This window comes from Streptococcus sp. zg-86, from assembly GCF_017639855.1.
Lineage (GTDB): Bacteria > Bacillota > Bacilli > Lactobacillales > Streptococcaceae > Streptococcus > Streptococcus zhangguiae.
This window is the reverse complement of the sequence record NZ_CP072115.1, coordinates 1,549,210-1,567,984: the sequence shown is the minus strand read 5'-3', so window position 1 is coordinate 1,567,984 and position 18,775 is coordinate 1,549,210. Positions and strand designations below refer to the sequence as shown.

Below are 18,775 nucleotides of genomic sequence, written 5' to 3'. Positions count from 1 at the left end.
TGGTTGCATTGCTTATAGGATAAATAGTGTGGAGGGAGTGGGACTTAATCGTGATTTTGTAGAAATCGATTTTGTCGTCTTACCCCCGCAAGGTTGACTAGGTTTGTAGAATGTTGATTTATCAACATTTTACAAACCAGACAACTACTGCGCTAAACTGTTAAAGCTACAAAAATAATGAGGTCAGGGACTTTTGTCCCAACCTCCTCCACTAGTTTAACAAGTTTGTCACATTCCCTCTTCTACTGTCCAGAAGATTGGCTTTCAGTATAGTGTCAAGGAATTCTTACATAGGAATAAGAGCGACAACACTTTTGTTTCAGTTTCTCTATCAAAGATTAAGAGAGTGGCGAAGGCTTCTCTCTTAGTCCGTTGGTAGAGCATAAGTTGCACACATATATATATATATACCTACAAATGTATGTAATTATCTATGTATATATGGTATTGATAGCTAATTACTTGGAAAAAATAGTTCGTTGGATATGATTCATCTCTGCCGTATATTGGCATGGATAATCGTTAACTTTTTAGTATTTAATAAATGCTTTAGATAAAGTGATTTATTAGAGGAGATAGAAAATAGAATGAATTTAGATAAAAAACAAAAATTTGCCATTCGTAAATTGACCATCGGTGTCTGCTCTGTCTTGTTTGGTATTCTAATGACAACCCCAGCTGTACTAGCTGAAGGGACTGTTACGGATACTGAAAATGGTAACACAGCTGTTGCAGGAAATGATGTATCGGCAACAGGAACACCAGCACCTGAAGCAGCTCCAGTAGCGAGTGACGAGACTGCTGCACCAGCAGCACCTGTAGTAGGAACGGACAGAGCCGTAGGAGATACAGTACCAGCTGTACCAGCACCTGAAGAAGGGCAACAGCCTAAAAACCCAACTTCACAAGGGTATATCAGCAACGCAAATACACGTGAAGTAGCTGAAACAACTCCTTGGCGTGACTCTTTTGACAAAGGGGATTTTGACGGTGCAGTTGAAAAAGCAGCAGAGCGTGATCATGTAATCGGTTTTTACCCACAAAAAGGTGAACCATCAGTTGCACGTAATGAAGAGATTGGATCTGTTCGCTATAAGTGGAAAGAAAAAGAATTTACTGCTGGAGAAGGATATGATGGTTGGACCTTGAAGTCTGGGGACAGCTTTAACGTTGTTCAACCTGAAACTCCAGAGTATATCAATCAAAATATGGATCGCTACCAACGGAGAAAAGTGACAGGGGATAATGGTGAAATTTCCTATGTCTTTGACAAATTGGATCCGTATGTATTAGGCGATAAGGATAAATCGAAGGTTTATGACATCCCTAAAGATGCAGTTGCGGGTGCTGTAGATGGTATCACAGGAGATGGTTATCTACTTAAAGGAACGCCAAAACCAGCGAGTACAGCTGCAGAAAGTGCTTCTATTGGTACTGTAAACTACTATCGTAGTGCGACTTCTACACGTTTTGTAGAGTTGAAAAATCAAGGGACTGAGATTCAGTCATCTCTTTATGCTGTCAATCCGAATTCAACCATTCGTTTCCACTTCTCGTATAAGGGAGCCTTTGATGGATGGAATCCTAGAACAGGACAAGGTGAACAAGGGATTGGTTACCTTGTAGACCAAGACGGAAATGTCTTAACAACAGCTGATGGAAAAACGAAAGAAATCGTCAATTTAGGTGCGGGTGTCTTTGGTTATAGTGAAGCGGGAGCCTTCTATAAGATTCCTGAAAATGTAACAGGTGTCCGTATGGTGCTGAAAGCTGGCGAAAAATCAAAACTGTATCCAAATCATCAGGATGCTGGATATATCTTTGATAACGTCGGTCTTGAGCTTGGAGCTGCATTGAACCATAAACAGATTTTGACAAAGATTCCTAAAGAAGGTGCTAATGTTACTGGAGAGGGAACTTACGGAAAAGATGATGTCTATACTCGTGGTGATAAGATTCAGTATGTACTGAACGTGAAAAACGAAGGTGGAATTACTGCTGCTAACGTTAAGACGAAAATCGTCGTGCCAGAAGGAGTTTCTCTGGATGGACCTTTACCAGCAGGATACACCTATGACGAGGCAAGTCGTACTATTACCGTTCCTAATACTGTTTACGGTGCTTCAGGAGATTCAGCCGCAAATGGATTCCAAGATTATTCGGCAGGACCAGCTTTAGCGGTTATGAAGAGTCGCGACATCACCTTGAACTTCAAGATTGATGACGATACTGATAAGCAAGGGGTCTTCTTTAAAGCGACGACAACATATACCAATAGTACCTATACATGGAGCAATGGGGTATCTGTGAGAGGTTCTGTAACGTCACAAGATGGTTTCACAGGACCACAACAACCACTTTATATTGATACCAAAGCACCAGTCGCGCCAATTGTAGATTCTATCAACACGGCAGCTAAGATTATTCCAGTGGATGTGACAGCAGCAGAAAAAGAAAATACAGCGGACTACACAGACGGTGGCGGTATTAAGTTGAAACTTTCTGTTATCGATCCAGCTTCTCCTGATACACCTGTTTTCGCAGTTGAAGCAACAAGAGATGAAAATGGTGTCTGGAAACTTCCTAACGGAACTGTCGTGGCAAAAAATGCAGAAGGTAAATTAGAACTTCCAGTTCCAGAAGGAACAAAATTGAAAGAGTCTGAGTTATCAATTGTAGCGACGATTCAAGATAGATATGAAAATGTATCTGGAGAGGCAAAAGCAAACATCACTAACGAAGCCCCAGAATTTGTGGTACCAACAACTGATAAGCCAGCTGATCCAATCGAAAAAGGCTCTACATTTACAGATGACCAAATCAAAAACTTGGTAACGAACATTACAGATAAGGAAGACGATTCAGATTCAGCTGATAAGAAAGAAATTGGCGCCGTTACGATTGTTGATAAAGGTGGCTTTGATCCGAATAAAGTAGACGACTACACAATTAAAGTATCTGTAACGGATAGCGATGGTAAAACAACTGAGAAAACATTCGTCTTGAAAGTACAGGATACAACAGCACCAAAAGCTCCTACAGTTGGCACAGTGGATACAGCTGCGAAAGTAGTACCAGTAACACCAAATGATACAGATGAAAAAACAATTGTCGTGAACTTCCCAACTGAAAATGGCACAGAACCAGTTAAAATCACAAAAGATGAAAATGGTGTCTGGAGACTTCCTGACAACACAGAAGTTCCAATTGATGGCAAAACACTTCAAGTACCAGTACCAGAAACAGCGAAATTAACTGAAGGCAAAGATAAGATTACAGCTGTTGCTAAAGATGCTTCAGGTAATACTTCTGAGCCAGGCAAAGGTGCAGTGACCAACGATGCTCCAACCTTTGATGTACCAGCAGAACCAACTGTTATTGAAAAAGGTACTGAATTTGGTGAAGACAAGATCAAAGCCTTAGTAACCAATATCAAAGATAAAGAAGATGGAACAGATTCTACTGATGCTAAAAATGTTGGCGAAGTAGTGATCAAGAATGACGGTGACTTTGATCCAAATACAGTTGGTAAATACACTGTTACGGTAACCGTAACCGATAGCGACGGTAAAACAACTGAGAAAACATTGGTATTGGAAGTGAAAGATACAACAGCACCAAAAGCTCCTATAGTTGGCACAGTGGATACAGCTGCGAAAGTAGTACCAGTAACACCAAATGATACGGATGAAAAAACAATTGTCGTGAACTTCCCAACTGAAAATGGTACAGAACCAGTTGAAATCACAAAAGATGAAAATGGTGTCTGGAAACTTCCTAACGGAACAGAAGTACCAGTTGATGGCAAAGCTCTTCAAGTACCAGTACCAGAAACAGCGAAATTAGCTGAAGGTCCGGATAAGATTACAGCAGTTGCTAAAGATGCTTCAGGTAATACTTCTGAGCCAGGTAAAGGTGCAGTAACGAATGAAGCTCCAACCTTTGATGTACCAGCAGAACCAACTGTTATTGAAAAAGGTACAGAGTATGGCGATGACAAAATTAAAGCCTTGGTAACGAACATTACAGATAAGGAAGATGATTCGGATAAAGCTGATAAGAAAGCAGTTGGCGCCGTTACGATTGTTGACAAAGGTAAATTTGATCCAAATAAAGTGGGCGAGTACACGATTAAAGTATCTGTAACAGATAGCGATGGTAAAACAACTGAGAAAACATTCGTCTTGAAAGTAGAAGATAAAACAGCGCCAAAAGCTCCTACAGTTGGTACAGTGGATACAGCTGCTACAGAAGTTCCAGTAACACCAAACGATGAGGATGTAACCTCTATTACCGTTAACTTCCCAACTGAAGACGGTACAACAGTACCAGCTACTGTAACCAAAGGTGAAGATGGTAAATGGAAAGATAAAGACGGAAAAGAAGTACCCGTTACTGAAAATGGTGAGATTCTAGTTCCAGTTCCAGAATCAGCTAAACTTGTTCCAGGTGGAGATAAGATTACAGCAACTGCAACAGATGCTTCTAATAACCCTTCTGATGAAGGTAAAGGTGAAATCACCAATGAAAAACCAGTTGTAACTGCTAAAGATCAAAAAGCTGAAACTGATGAACCAGTTGATTTGACAAAAGACGTTGTGATTACAGATAAAGAAGATGATAAATCAACTGAAGATACTAAGATGACTGAAGCTCCAACTTACATTATTGTAAAACCTGATGGAACGAAAGTAACCCTAACGGAAGATGAAGCCAAAAAATTTGTTCCAGATCAACCAGGTGAGCACACAGTGACGATTGTGACACATGATAGTGATGGAGAAGAAGGTAAAACAACTGTTAAATTAAATGTTGTTACAACTGCTCCAAAACCAAACCCAACACCTGATAATGAAAAATTTGAACCAACTCCTGGCGAAGTAGTTGTTCCTAAAGGTCAGGAAATTACTGAAAAGGACATTACGGATCAAGTATCAATCCCAGAAGGTTCAGGCGGAACAGCTAAAGTTGTAGGTGAGATTCCAACGACAGAAGAAGCTGGCGATAAAGGAACAGTTACAGTTGAGATTACTTATCCAGATGGAACGAAGGATACAGTTAAGGTCCCAGTAAAAGTTACGGAAACCCCAACACCTGAAAAAGGAAAAGATGCTGACAAGTATGAACCAGGCGTAGGTACAGTAACAGTACCACAAGGTACTCCGATTAAAGCAGATGACATTCTAGGTAAAGTAACGATTCCAGAAGGTTCAGGTGGAACAGCTAAAGTTGTAGGTGAGATTCCAACAACAGAAGAAGCTGGCGATAAAGGAACGGTTACAGTTGAGATTACTTATCCAGATGGAACGAAGGATAGAGTTGAAGTTCCTGTAAAAGTCACGGAAGTTCCAAACCCTACCAAAGATAAAGATACTGACAAGTATCAACCAGGCGTAGGTACAGTCACAGTACCACAAGGTACTCCAATCACTGAAGATACCATTCTAGGCAAAGTAACGATTCCAGAAGGTTCAGGTGGAACAGCTAAAGTTGCAGGTAAGATTCCAAGTTCTGAAACTCCAGGCGATAAAGGCACAGTCACCGTGGTTGTGACTTACCCAGATGGAAGCACAGATACAGTAGAAGTCCCAGTTAAAGTAACCGAAGTGAAAGTACCAGAAGATAAAGACACAGATAAGTATCAACCAGGAGTAGGTACAGTAACAGTGCCACAAGGTACTCCAATCATTGAAGATACCATTCTAAGCAAAGTAACGATTCCAGAAGGTTCAGGTGGAACAGCTAAAGTTACAGGAACGATTCCAAGTTCTGAAACCCCAGGCGATAAAGGTACAGTTACCGTGGTTGTGACTTACCCAGATGGAAGCACAGACACAGTGGAAGTCCCTGTAAAAGTAACCGAAGTGAAAGTACCAGAAGATAAAGACACAGATAAGTATCAACCAGGAGTAGGTACAGTCACAGTACCACAGGGTACCCCAATCACCGAAGATACCATTCTAGGCAAAGTAACGATTCCAGAAGGCTCAGGTGGAACAGCTAAAGTTGTAGGTAAGATTCCAACAACAGAAGAAGCTGGTGATAAAGGCACAGTAAAAGTAGTTGTGACCTACCCAGACGGAAGTACAGACACAGTAGAAGTCCCTGTAAAAGTTACACCAATTGCTCCTAAAGAAACAGATGCTGACAAACATACACCAGTAGTCGGTAGAGTGTCTGTCCCACAAGGAGCTCCAATTTCTGAGAAAGATATTCTTGCTCAAGTAACCATTCCAGAAGGTTCAGGTGGAACAGCTAAAGTTGTAGGTAAGATTCCAACAACAGAAGAAGCTGGTGATAAAGGCACAGTAAAAGTAGTTGTGACTTATCCGGATGGAAGCACAGATACAGTGGAAGTCCCTGTAAAAGTTACACCAATTGCTTCTAAAGAAACAGATGCTGACAAACATACACCAGTAGTCGGTAGAGTGTCTGTCCCACAAGGAGCTCCAATTTCTGAGAAAGATATTCTTGCTCAAGTAACCATTCCAGAAGGTTCAGGTGGAACAGCTAAAGTTGTAGGTAAGATTCCAACAACAGAAGAAGCTGGTGATAAAGGCACAGTAAAAGTAGTTGTGACTTATCCGGATGGAAGCACAGATACAGTGGAAGTCCCTGTAAAAGTTACACCAATTGCTTCTAAAGAAACAGATGCTGACAAACACACACCAGTAGTCGGTAGAGTGTCTGTCCCACAAGGCGCTCCGATTTCTGAGAAAGATATTCTTGCTCAAGTAATCATTCCAGAAGGTTCAAGTGGAGTTGCTAAAGTCGTTGGTAAGATCCCGACTTCAGAAACTCCAGGAGACAAAGGTACTGTTACAGTTGAGATTACTTACCCAGATGGAAGTAAGGATATTGTAGAAGTACCAGTAATCGTCATTGAAGTTACGACTGGTAAGAAAGATAGTGATAAAACGGGTGCAAATCAAACCATCAGCAATGATAGTCAATCAGGAATGGCTCCATCAGTTTCTTCTCCTACTAGTCCTGTACAAGCAGAGGAAAAACGTTTGCCAGCTACTGGAGACTCACATGCAGATACTGGGTTCATCTATATCGCTACAGCGCTTGGCTTAGCAGCTTTAGGTATGGTTGGTAGAAAGAGGGAAGGAGAAGAATAGCGAGAAATGAAAGAGCAAGAATCTAGTTTGTGGTATCAAAGTAGAACATTCATTTGTAAAAGGTGTGGTCAAAAAGTTACTACAATCCAAGGAAAGTTGGATCGTAGGTCTACATTTTGCAGTGCTCTTTGTAGTAGACGTTATTGGCGACATCCTGAAAGACGACGTAAAGCAAGTGAATGTATCTCATAACAATCGATTGATTGTGTAGAGGAGAAGGCGAGAGTCTTCTCCTTTTTCTGTTAGATAACTCATTATTTGGCGCTTATGTGTAGGCTTTTTCAAAATGCGTAAAATTTGATATAATGAATGAAACGTTTTCAAATAGAAGAGAGGAGATCATGAAGGGATCATTTAAGCAATCTTTACAAAAGGAGATTATTAAGAAGAGTAGCTGGTCAGCTTTGATAACCACCGGTATTTTAATGATACTGCTTGTTTCATCCTCTAAAGAGTAGCACTTGCTCGAGGGGTGCTATTGTCTTCTAAATTTTTGTTATTGGATGAGGTTAATTCAATGATTGACGAACAAACAACTAGGGATATAAGGGGATATCTATCACAACGAAACGTAGGTTTTATAGAGGTAGCACATAAAGTTTCCAAAGAGGACAAAATATTGTATAATAAATTTATAAAAGTTAAAAGGATTGTATAATATGATTACGTCATTAAAAGATTGCCAAAAGAAGATTTTAGAAAATAAAAAAATGAAAGGCTTTAATACTACAGATATTAAATTTGAGTTACTATGTTTATATGGAGAGGTTAATGAATTATTTCAGGCATATTTTAAGGATGATGTTTCAAATATTGCAGAGGAATTAGCAGATGTAGCTATTTTTTTACTTGGTATTTCTGAAATTCTCAATGTAGATCTTGAAACTGCAATCATTGAAAAAATTGTAGTCAATGAAAAAAGAATCTATAATGAAAATGGTTCAAAACTATCCACTCCGGCCAAGAAAGTGTAAAGTAGGTTATTTTCAACTATAGTGGATAGTTAGAAAATGCTTTACGTATGAAGTAACCGCATGTAACTATTTTTAGCTACATGCGGTTTTAAAATATTTTCATAAGAATCACAATTAAACAATGATAATATCTCGTCTTCGAAGACATTATAATATAGAAAATGATTAGAAAAGCAGTGTTCAAAATGAAAACACATTATCTGAAAGTTAAATATTTACATTTGTTAGGAGTGGTAGATGAAAAGTAATAAGAAGTTTGGGAGAGAAGCATTTTAGGAACTCGCTGAAAAAATATGCTTATAGACTAAATAAAATGAAAAATAAGGTATCTTGACAAATCATTAAAAAACTCATATTTTTCAATATTGATACCAAAAGAATCGTTTTTTTAGTTTGTAGAGCAAACAGTCTTTAGGTAGACATATTTTCTGATGAGTTTGTTGTTCTCGATAGGCTCAACGCTGAATAGATAGTAGTGGTTCCGATTGTTCTTGGCATTTTCTTTATTCAGTTTAAGGTATGGTTTTTGAGAATATCAGGATTGAAATTGGCCAGTTCTTTGATTGAATGAATACCAAGTTTTTGTAAATGAATCTCGGTTTTACTACCAATCCCCCAAAAGTCTGTTAATCTTGGTATGGACCATACCTTGGTTTCTACATCTTCGTATGACCAGTTAGCCCTCATCGTAGCGGTTTTCTTAGCTTCATTATCAAGAGCTAGTTTAGCTAGGAGAGGGTTGGAATTACTCATTCCCACAGTTGAGATAATACCTGTTTTGCGATAAATATCCCTCTGAATCATAGCCGAAATAGTATCTAACTTATCTTTCCTTGACATTGATTTATCAGAAATAAAGTAAGAAGTGAGCTAGTAAGGTCAATAAAGCCTTCATCGATTGAATAGGGGAGAATATCATCTGGAGCGGCATAGTCTTGAAAGAAAGGAAGATTGCTACCAGTATCTGTTAACGAAATACGCAGACTATACTGGAGAAGGATTGGCAAAACCATTTATCATGGACAATAATAAATGGGCACAGTAATCAACGAATAAAGAAGAAAACAGGAGCTCCTTTCAATAAGCGCCTGTTTTTTTATACCTTCCTGTCTTGTTAGAAGATAGTGAACTACTGTGTATAGGGAAATGATGAATCTGATACTAGCGTTTTCCAACAGCTTTGGTTCTCTAATGTGGTATAATGATAGGTGAATCAATTCGTTCTATTATGCACACCCTTTGAACCTCTTGCACACCCCTAGAAAGGAAAAACTTAAAATTGTATTACAAATTTCTATTATTTGAAATCAGTAGAAGTTAATTGATACAATAGAATGGTTTAAAACCCTTGAAATCGCTTGGTTTCAAGGGTTTTTCTTATGAATTTTAAACTTGTTTTATCTATTTTGCTTAGTAATTAATAATGAGCAATGTAGACCTAATGTAACATAATAGGTAATCGTTTAGATAGTTTCAAATCGTTAAATCGTGAAATTTTTTTATTTCCAATGACGCATCACATTGAGTGTGTTGCTCTGCTCGTAAAATCCTAGAAACCTTTGAACGAAAGGGATAGTAAAAAGCCTTGACATCAAGGCTTTTTGTTGTATGGTGGGTAAGTATCAGAGTGGGAGTTGAAATTGAAGTAGTGGGATTGAAAGCTTGGTGGTATAATTATTTATTCCCGTAAACCCTAGTGGGTATGGGTTTGTTTCCATTGACAAGGTGTTTACGGGAATAGAAACGTACCCTCCTTAAAAATAGCTGAATAGTCGATAGAAGCAAGAATATTGAGATTGATATAGACCTATATTCAGCATAAATAGCGGTATGATATAGTCATTCAGTTTATATTTTATTACGTCGTTAACTCGCTTTGCCGGGCTCCAGTACTGCCTGCAACTCGTTGACTAGTACTAAAAGCAAACTGAAATACTCCCCATGGTGCTAGTTTACTTCAAAATATCTGAGATAATAAGCTAGCAGGATTTGTTCAATCCGTAACTGTAGTCCATCCAGTCCTCTGGCAAGGGTTTGTTCTATATCAAACAAAGCATATAATTCAGAAAAACGAGTTTCAATAGTGCGCTGCATCGCTAACAATCTCCAATTGTTATGCTGATCGGCCCTCTCCATATTCTGTCGCAGCGGAGTCCATAAGTGATATCCTTTCTGTTCCAAATATTGTAGCCAATGTCTGCCTGCCCTGCAAAAATTCTTGCTCTATGGTTGCGAACAGGATGACAAAGAGGTAAAGGAAAACTATCCATGATGACAATGGCGTTAGGTGATAGTTGCCTATTCATGGCTTGGCGAATCAGTTGTACCAGCCCAATTAACTGTATAGCACGACGATTAAAGCGACTTCTTTCCAGCAATCTTCCACAAGGAAAGAAGCAACAGATTCTATAAAAATGACGCTGTGATTTGATTCCCAATTCAGCTTGAAGCACTAATAGAACGAGAATGGATTCATCTGATACTTAGATAAAGCAACATTATGACGATGTTTTAAGGAAGCTGGACAGTAATCACGATAAAGTTGGTGACAAATGTTTGATAATTGTCGCATATTCCATTGTAAGTGACGAGATTTTGCGGTATACTGTAAGTGGCTCATTTGGACTAACCTCCTGTTTGTTTAGGCACTTACAGTATAGTCCTTTTGGGTTTTTTGTGTAGTGGGAAGAGAACTAGCACCAATGGTATATTAAATATAACGTATTTGAATTATTTTAGAAATCGTGAGAAAATACAATTAGAAGTAATAGACTGGAGGAAATAGAGTGGGAAGCTTATTAGCTACTAGGATTAAGAGCAGAAGAAAAGAATTGAAATTATCTCAAAAAGAATGGGCAGAGGGCATTTGTAAACAAGGTCAAATTAGTCGTTTGGAGAATGGAGAATATACTCCAGGTTCAGAAGTATTACATCAACTGGCTAAAAAACTCAATGTCAGTATGGATTATTTTTTTGACGAGCAAATTTTGAATGAGAGTACGGAGCTTATAGAGTTTAAAAAAATAGCTAAAACATTTATTATTCAAAGAAATTATGAATCTTTGAAATATATCTATGAGTTAGAGAAAGGAAAATCTCATCGCTTATCACTGTCAGATAAAATATATCTGGAATGGATTGCTTCATTAGTTGATTTTTACGTTAGTGATAGAAGAGAAAGTGCGATAGAACGATTAGAGAAAGCATTAAAATCAACTCATAAGACAGATATAAACCACCTTCAAATTTCCAATACGCTTTTTAATTTCTATCATGATACAGACAATCTAGCTAAGTTTGATATGATGAAGGAAGAGTTGGTGGCTCATTTGCAGCAACTGACTTTAAATACAATAGAGGAATTGGAGTTGACTATCAAATTTAACTATAACCTAGGTCGCTATTTTTGGCTACGAAAGAATATGGAAGCAGCTATTAAACAAGTAACTGCAACCATTAAATTATGCCAAGAGTATAGAACAACTTATTTATTAGCAGATTCATTTTTGTTGTTGGGAAATCTAAGTCAAAACTTTTCAGAAAGATCGACGGTTAAAACCTACTTTGAGACTGCACATTTTTTGTATAAGCAAATCGAAGATAACACAGAGAAGGCTCTGGCAGTAGAGCACTATATCTCAGATAAATTTCAAAATTAGATAATCGAAGAAAATTTATAGGTGATGCTCTATTTTTATTTTAGTAATATGAGGAATTGGATGAAAAAAGATAATAGTAGAACTTTCATGAGCGCCAGAGTGATTTCTGAACGTAAAAATGATTATGTAGTAGTTTTATCTAATGGAGAAGAAATCGATATCCGAAAAGGTGAACTTAAGTGTTTTGTTGGAGATATAATTGAATTGTCGGAAGAATCTGATTATTTAACAATTAAACAGATTACAAAGAGAGAAAAAGTTGTGGAGAAGTCTAGTAATAAAACGGCAAAGAGCTATAGGTATTCAAAGAGTAATCAGGTTTTAGCTAGCAATGTTGATCAAATATATATATTTATTGCAGTTAATCAAAATTTTTCTTTATCAAAACTAGAGAGATATGTTTTAGTTTTTAGTCAAAAAGATATAGAACTTTATTTGGTCATTACGAAAATAGATTTGACGGATAACTATATTCAATGTGTGAAAACATTTAAAGTTTTGTATCCTAATATAAATATATTGGAAATTAGTATCTATAACAAAGAGAGTCTAAAGAACTTTGAGAATACATTAAAAAGTAAACATGTCGGCCTGTTTATAGGTAGTTCTGGTGCAGGAAAAACAACGGTTATCAATCATCTAAGGCAAAATAATCAGGAAAAAGTAGGGGATGTTAGAAAGGATGGTAAAGGTAAACATACTACTACGATGAGTAAAATGTTGTATTGTCAGAAATATGATTATTATGTCATTGATACGCCGGGATTTAAAGCTATTGATAAAAATGAAAATTTAGACTTGTCTATTCTGTTCTCAGATATTTTGACACTATCAGATAAGTGTCGCTTTTCAGATTGTAATCATGATAATACTCCTGGATGTGAAATTGAGTTAGCTTTGAAAGATGGAAGGATTTCAAAAGAAAAAGTTGAACGTTATGTATATAATCGAACTAAAATATCTTAAAAAAGTAGAAAATAAAGGAAGATACTTTAATGACAAAAAAAATTAACAATATGTGTCTATATTGCTAGATGTTGGAAAATAAATTTATTATTACTTTCTGTAATATTTGGTGGTTCTATCATATCTACATATTGGGGGGTTCTCAGTGCCAATGCACTTACAAGTCTTGTAAATGATGGATTTTCAACATTTATGTATTGGATTAAAATGATGTGTATTTGTTTGGTTGCTTGGGTAATTCAAATAGTGCTCTCAAGTTACTTACATGCTCTGGCTATTCAAAATATGAATATTCAAATCCGAAAAGATATAGCAAGTAATTTAGCTAATGTCGATGAAGAATATATTTATGATAAAGCTACTAGTTCTTATGTTTCTTGGATGGTAAATGATATTGCAACTATCAATGAGTATGGATTCGGAAATTTTTCGATGATCTTATCACAAATTTTTAATATATTAACAGGAGGGTATGTGTTGTTTTCTTTACACTACTCATTAATAGCAAGTATTTTATTATTGACAGTAGCAATGGTTACAGTACCTAAAATGTTTAGTAAAAAGCTAAATGCTTTTATGTTAGATGTTAGTAGAGCTAATGAGAATTTTACACATAATCTAAATGGTTTGTTTAATGGATTACGAGTGTTGTATAGCACTCAATCAATGCCTTACTTTATGAATAAAATTGTTTTGGAATCGAAGCTTTTAGCCAAAAACAAAATTAGATATAGTTCTTATTCCGGTTTAATGCAATCTGCAACAAATGGTGTAAGTATAGCTAGTCAAATTGTATTGCTCATGCAAGCGGGCTGGCTTTATTTTGCTGGGTATGTTGTTATTGGTTCCTTATCAGCGACACAATACCTCTCAGCAACGATTTTTTCGAGTTTAACTGGATTGAAATGAAAACAATTCAAGAAATATTTGATAAGTTTTCTGATATACAAGCTTCTGAAAAGCGAGATGATTTTACTTTACCGTTTTTTGAAAAAGAAATAATCGTGAAAAATGTTGGCTTTACTTATCCCGATTCAGTATTACCAACTCTGAATGATGTCAATTTTACTATTAAAAAAGGTAAAAAATATGCTTTGATTGGCCCATCTGGTAGCGGGAAAACTACCTTATTAAATATACTATTTGGAAGACTTAAATCAACTCAGGGAGAAATATATTATGATTCATATACATATGAAGAATTGAGGACTTCATTATTCCAGAGGATAGCATATGTTGAACAGAATAGTGTTATTTTTTCTGGTAGCATTATTGAGAATATCACTCTTGGAAAAGAATATGATGAAAATAAAATAAAAAATATTTTAAGTTCAGTAGATTTATTAGATTGGGTTGAACAACAAGCAGAAGGACTTATGACATTAATTGATTGGGAGGGAAACATGCTTTCGGGAGGTCAAAAACAAAAGATTGGTATAGCTAGAGCATTATTTTTAGAAAAAGATATTATATTTTTAGATGAAAGTCTTTCTGCCATTGATAAAGTCTCAGTACAAAATATAGAACAATGTCTTTTGAAAAAGACAGATGCAACAGTGGTACTTATTACTCATCATCTTACGCCAGAAATTGAAAATCTACTGGATGGGATTATTGAAATATAAATTTATAGATTAATTGTAACCGCCCAATAACAAGGTATCTATCTAATCACTTCCTCCTCCAGTATACTGTTATAAAAAACAAACTGGAGGATTTTTTATGTCACACCCTATCGTCCCATTAACAGTTCCTCAATCTCATCGCTTTGAAAAGAAAAGCAGAAACGATATTCTGATGAAAATTCGTCTCGGAAAAGTGAAAGTCACATTCTTCCAATCTATCAACCATGAAGTAATGGAAACAATCTTGGATAAGGTACGGAACTATGACCATCCGACTCAATGATTTAGGTCAAGTCCACTTGGTCTGCGGGAAAACGGATATGCGTCAAGGGATTGATTCTCTCGCCTACCTTGTCAAAAGTCAAATTAACCTAGCTCCCTTTTCAGGTCAGGTCTATCTCTTCTGTGGAGGTCGAAAAGACCGATTCAAAGCTCTTTACTGGGATGGACAGGGATTTTGGTTATTGTATAAACGTTTTAAAAATGGGAAATTGAACTGGCCAACCAATGAAGAGGAGGTTAAAGCCCTCACTTCCGAGCAGGTGGACTGGCTGATAATCAGTGATGTCGTATTCGAACTTATCAGGAGTGAAGATAATGCGTTCGTCCTTTATATAAATCATTTCTTTAACGTTCATAGGTATTGTCATCCTCCTCGGTCATAGCAATCAAAATAGAATCTTCTATCAAAAAAGCGTAAGGATAGATTTTTGCATCTTCATTTTGAGGAATAAGAATTTCATCGAATCCTTCATTTTCTAGTCACTCTTCAAAGTTGTCCATATTGAATATTTCAACTTTACAATCAGGGTTGAAGCCATACGTTCCAAGTTCTAAAATATCTTTTAATTTCATGACTATACTCCCTCGACAGGCATAAAGTGTCCCACAACTAGACCAACAATTCTTGGTTCATCCTCATAAGGGATGAACTTCTCAGGATAGTCCTTATTCAGGGAAACCATTCTAAAGCCATCCTCATCACGGTAGAGCTTTTTGATATAGACAGAGTCATTCCAAGATAGTGCATAGACAGCTCCATCATAGTCGAATCCGTTCGAGCGTATAAGTGCGACTTAACCACTCTTATAGATAGGCTCCATAGAGTCTCCCTCAATCCAAGCTGCAATGTCGTAACCGTATTGCTCCTCGTTTGAGTAGACAGTTTCAATCTTAAACTCGTCAAAGAATCCTTCTCCCAGACCAGCAGATAGCTGAACATCTGCTAGCACTTGTACTGAGAAGAGGGGAGTGACGTTAGAGGTTTGTTGTGAGATAAGGAGTTCCTCTCAATGAACAACATGAGATAGGCCCGAAAGGGCTTCTTTTTTGTCCTCCTATAACCTTTTTCAAAATGCGTAAAATTTGATATAATGAATGAAACGTTTTCAAATAGAAGAGAGGAGATCATGAAGGGATCATTTAAGCAATCTTTACAAAAGGAGATTATTAAGAAGAGTAGCTGGTCAGCTTTGATAACCACCGGTATTTTAATGATACTGCTTGTTTCATCCTCTTATGTTTTACAGTATTACCAATTGGTGCGAGATACCGAAGAGATTGTGCAGCATACATACGAGGGTATCGCAAGTAATGAGCTAGTTCTTAAGGAGTTAGATAAGGGAATCGTTCGAGAATTTTTAAAAGGAAATCGTACAGAGCGGGAACTCTATACTTCTTTCTATGAAAAGCGAGCGCAGCCCAAACTGGTTTCTGATTTAATGGTACTGGATAAGGAAGGAAATTCTCTCTTTACGACTAGTCGCTCACGAACAGGCTTGCTGATACCGACCTACTATTTGCAGATTTTAATGGAGCAGTCTTCTGTGGAAACCATTGCTCCTAAGGTCATTGTGTCAACAAATCATGAGCATTATCTCTTGTTTATCCATCCCATTGAGGAAGCAGGAGAGCGAATTGGTTATAGCATTTTATTTATCAATGCTCATGATTTTATTTCTTATGATGATATTTTATCGGCCAAATATATTTTGACAGATAAGTATGGAAATATTTTTGCAAAAAATTCCAATTACTTTACAGTATCGTCCTTAGAAAAATTGGATGAGCAGTTATTGCGACAACAGACCATCTTTAATTCAGAACAGCCAGTCTTGACCTATGAGGCGGAAATTGGACGCTATCTCTATGTCTATACGTTTCAGACCTTCTTTCCTATTCATTTTCTAGCAATTTTCTCATTAGCTATCACGGTAGTTGCCCTAACGGTTTATTTGATTCAGGCTCGCAAAATTGCCCATAAGATTGCTTCTTACAATGCCATTCCCATTGAGTCCTTGGTTCACCAGATGAAGCAGATTATTGCAGCAGATAAGAAGAAGGTGCAGCTAGAAACAGGGGATGAGTTTGAATTCATGGCGGAACAAATCAACCAAATGTTGGAAGAATTGGATTCATTGCATGAGCAAAAATTATTGTTGGAGCGGGAGAAATTGTGGTTTGAACGCAAGATGTTGGAAGCTCAATTCAATCCGCACTTTCTCTATAATACGCTCGAAACGATTAAAATTACTCACGAATTAGATCCTTCTTTGACCAATCAGCTGATTCAGAATCTAACCAGTATTTTACGCTATAGTGTTGCCCAGTTGGACCATGATACTTCTATTGGGGAAGATTTAGAAATTATCCAATCATATTTGGAGATTCATGCGGTTCGGTATGAGAGCTTTACGTATGAGATTGTATGCCCAGAATCTGTCAAACATCAGTTGATACCACGCTTGTTCCTATTGCCTTTGATTGAGAATGCCATGAAATATGGTAGAAAATATCGGATTGATTTGCATATTCGGGTTCAAATTGAGCAGCGGGACTCTTATCTGTATTTCACGGTAATAGACAATGCAGGTGGGTTAACGAAACAGGAGCGTCAAAATATTTTGGAGTCTTTAGAGACCAATCAGACCCAGCATGGAGTTGTGAATAGTTATCGGCGTCTAAAGGAATTTTTCGATGAGGTTCAATGTAATCTTGGGGTCAATCGGAAAGGCGAGACATGGATTCAGTTTGTTGTTTTGGAGGTAGGAGATGTATAAACTCATCATTGTTGAAGATGAGCACTTGATTCGGAAATGGTTATCGTTAGCAGTCGATTATTCCATGTTGGGAATTGAAGTGGTTGGCTTAGCGAGTCATGGCCAAGAAGGGATGTCTCTCATTCGTGACTTGCAACCAGATATCGTATTGACAGATATTACCATGCCCATTATGGATGCCTTTATGATGTTTGAGGTGACAGCTGATATTAGCTATGAGAAGATTATTTTATCAGGCTATAATGATTTTGAAAATGCCAAAAGGGCGATGAAGTTTGGTGTTTGTGATTTTATTAGTAAGCCAATTGATGCAGAGGAGTTAGAATCCTGCTTGAGAACCGTTGTCGAACGCTTAAAGGTGAATTCGGTCAATAGCCTGCCATTTAAGCAAGAATACCAGCAGTTTGTGCAGGAATTTAATACCCTTTCGAGCCAGAATACGTTGATTCAGCGCTTATTGGGTTGGGTTCGGGAACATTATCAAGAGCATTTTACGATTGCAGATATTGCAAGAGAATTTGGCTATAGTGAGAGCTATCTGTATCGGCTGATCAAAGAAAATTTATCCATCACCTTACATGAGTATATTTTGCAGTATCGTCTGAAGCAGGCAGTAGAGATGATGTATCGTTTCCCAGATATGAAGATTTATGAGATTGCGGATAAAGTTGGTATCTCTGATTATAAGTATTTTGGCAAATTGTTTAAAAATTATTTTGGAGTTTCCCCAACGGAATTTAAAGAAACAGAACAAATCAAAAAAATGTCATGAGGGAGGGATTCAATCGTGATTTCTAGGCTCAGCTCTCAATCGTCACTCTCCTGACTATTGAGATAAGAGTTATAAAAGAAGCAAGGCTGGACTTTTGTTTTAGCCTCTTTTTAGCTTAACAAGGAAATGTTAAATGGCCTAGAAAGCAAGAGAGCCTATTTTTCATGAAATTCGATCAGCCTAGAAACTAAGAGAGCTATTTTTCATTAGAATCGGCCAGCCTAGAAACCAAGTAAGTAATTTTTCATGAAATCTAGCTAGCCTAGAAAGCAAGAGAACCTATTTTTCGTGAAGAACAGTTAGCCTAGAAACTAAGAGAGCTATTTTTTATAAAATTCGATCAGCCTAGACACCAAGAGAGCTATTTTTCATTAGAATCGGCCAGCCTAGAAAGCAAGTAAGTAATGTTTCATGAAATCCAGCTAGCCTAGAAACTAAGAGAACTCATTTTTTGTGAAAGAACGTTAGCGCTAGAAGCGCTGTGAGTCAGAATCTAATCCATATTTTTTAGAAAGATAACCATCCACATATTCTAAAACAACTTCCTTCTTGAATGAGGCTGGGACAAACCGTGATGAGAGCGTCGCGCTCACCAA

The 18,775-nt window shown here is 37.2% G+C and carries 11 protein-coding genes and 4 pseudogenes; 11 read left to right on the top strand and 4 right to left on the bottom strand.

Going from position 1 to position 18,775, the window contains the following annotated elements; translation table 11 throughout:
• The first annotated feature begins 587 nt into the window (after positions 1-587).
• Both J5M87_RS07410 and J5M87_RS07405 read left to right on the top strand, forming a co-directional pair.
• On the top strand, positions 588-7,124 hold the full coding sequence (locus J5M87_RS07410; protein WP_154608269.1) for a Rib/alpha-like domain-containing protein: 6,537 nt from the start codon (positions 588-590) through the stop codon (positions 7,122-7,124).
• 659 nt (positions 7,125-7,783) lie between these two features.
• Positions 7,784-8,098 (top strand): MazG-like family protein, encoded by a 315-nt coding sequence (locus J5M87_RS07405; RefSeq protein WP_154609139.1) that lies wholly within the window; start codon positions 7,784-7,786, stop codon positions 8,096-8,098.
• Positions 8,099-8,486: 388 nt separating this feature from the next.
• On the opposite strand, the gene J5M87_RS09835 is transcribed toward J5M87_RS07405, so the two are convergent.
• Together J5M87_RS09835 and J5M87_RS07400 are read right to left on the bottom strand one after the other, a co-directional pair.
• Positions 8,487-8,609 carry a DUF5960 family protein gene (locus tag J5M87_RS09835; protein WP_219916697.1) on the bottom strand — a complete coding sequence of 41 codons (123 nt, stop codon included), beginning with the start codon at positions 8,607-8,609 and terminating at the stop codon, positions 8,487-8,489.
• Positions 8,610-8,623: 14 nt separating this feature from the next.
• Positions 8,624-9,039: pseudogene (locus J5M87_RS07400) on the bottom strand (Y-family DNA polymerase); the annotation flags it as partial.
• Positions 9,040-9,041: 2 nt separating this feature from the next.
• On the opposite strand from J5M87_RS07400, the pseudogene J5M87_RS07395 reads away from it, so the two are divergent.
• Positions 9,042-9,143 (top strand): annotated as a pseudogene (locus J5M87_RS07395) (DUF4300 family protein); the annotation flags it as partial.
• A 902-nt stretch (positions 9,144-10,045) separates the two neighbouring features.
• Here J5M87_RS07395 and J5M87_RS07390 read toward each other — a convergent pair.
• Positions 10,046-10,718 (bottom strand): annotated as a pseudogene (locus tag J5M87_RS07390) (IS982 family transposase).
• A 166-nt stretch (positions 10,719-10,884) separates the two neighbouring features.
• Between J5M87_RS07390 and J5M87_RS07385 the strand changes: the two are divergent.
• From J5M87_RS07385 to tnpB, 6 genes are all read left to right on the top strand, one after another.
• Positions 10,885-11,757, top strand: coding sequence for a helix-turn-helix domain-containing protein (locus J5M87_RS07385; protein ID WP_160463250.1), 873 nt, complete (start codon positions 10,885-10,887; stop codon positions 11,755-11,757).
• A gap of 60 nt (positions 11,758-11,817) precedes the next feature.
• A complete protein-coding gene (rsgA, locus tag J5M87_RS07380; RefSeq protein ID WP_160463251.1) occupies positions 11,818-12,723 on the top strand; it encodes a ribosome small subunit-dependent GTPase A in 906 nt (301 codons plus the stop codon).
• A 48-nt stretch (positions 12,724-12,771) separates the two neighbouring features.
• On the top strand, positions 12,772-13,632 hold the full coding sequence (locus tag J5M87_RS07375; RefSeq protein ID WP_160463259.1) for an ABC transporter ATP-binding protein: 861 nt from the start codon (positions 12,772-12,774) through the stop codon (positions 13,630-13,632).
• On the top strand, positions 13,629-14,348 hold the full coding sequence (locus tag J5M87_RS07370; protein ID WP_154608537.1) for an ATP-binding cassette domain-containing protein: 720 nt from the start codon (positions 13,629-13,631) through the stop codon (positions 14,346-14,348). The genes J5M87_RS07375 and J5M87_RS07370 overlap by 4 nt, the downstream gene beginning before the upstream one ends.
• A 97-nt stretch (positions 14,349-14,445) precedes the next feature.
• Positions 14,446-14,631: a hypothetical protein gene (locus J5M87_RS07365; RefSeq protein WP_154608536.1), complete on the top strand. Its 186-nt coding sequence runs from the start codon at positions 14,446-14,448 to the stop codon at positions 14,629-14,631.
• The gene (gene tnpB, locus J5M87_RS09905; RefSeq protein ID WP_154608535.1) at positions 14,612-15,013 is read left to right on the top strand and encodes an IS66 family insertion sequence element accessory protein TnpB; all 402 of its coding nucleotides are present in this window, start codon (positions 14,612-14,614) and stop codon (positions 15,011-15,013) included. Before J5M87_RS07365 ends, tnpB begins: the two co-directional genes overlap by 20 nt.
• Before the next feature lie 192 nt (positions 15,014-15,205).
• On the opposite strand, the pseudogene J5M87_RS07355 reads toward tnpB, so the two are convergent.
• Positions 15,206-15,637, bottom strand: a pseudogene (locus J5M87_RS07355) (S24 family peptidase); the annotation flags it as partial.
• 120 nt (positions 15,638-15,757) lie between these two features.
• Here J5M87_RS07355 and J5M87_RS07350 point away from each other — a divergent pair.
• The gene (locus J5M87_RS07350) at positions 15,758-17,407 is read left to right on the top strand and encodes a sensor histidine kinase (protein ID WP_154608534.1); all 1,650 of its coding nucleotides are present in this window, start codon (positions 15,758-15,760) and stop codon (positions 17,405-17,407) included.
• The gene (locus J5M87_RS07345; RefSeq protein WP_154608533.1) at positions 17,400-18,179 is read left to right on the top strand and encodes a response regulator transcription factor; all 780 of its coding nucleotides are present in this window, start codon (positions 17,400-17,402) and stop codon (positions 18,177-18,179) included. Before J5M87_RS07350 ends, J5M87_RS07345 begins: the two co-directional genes overlap by 8 nt.
• Positions 18,180-18,775: the final 596 nt, after the last annotated feature.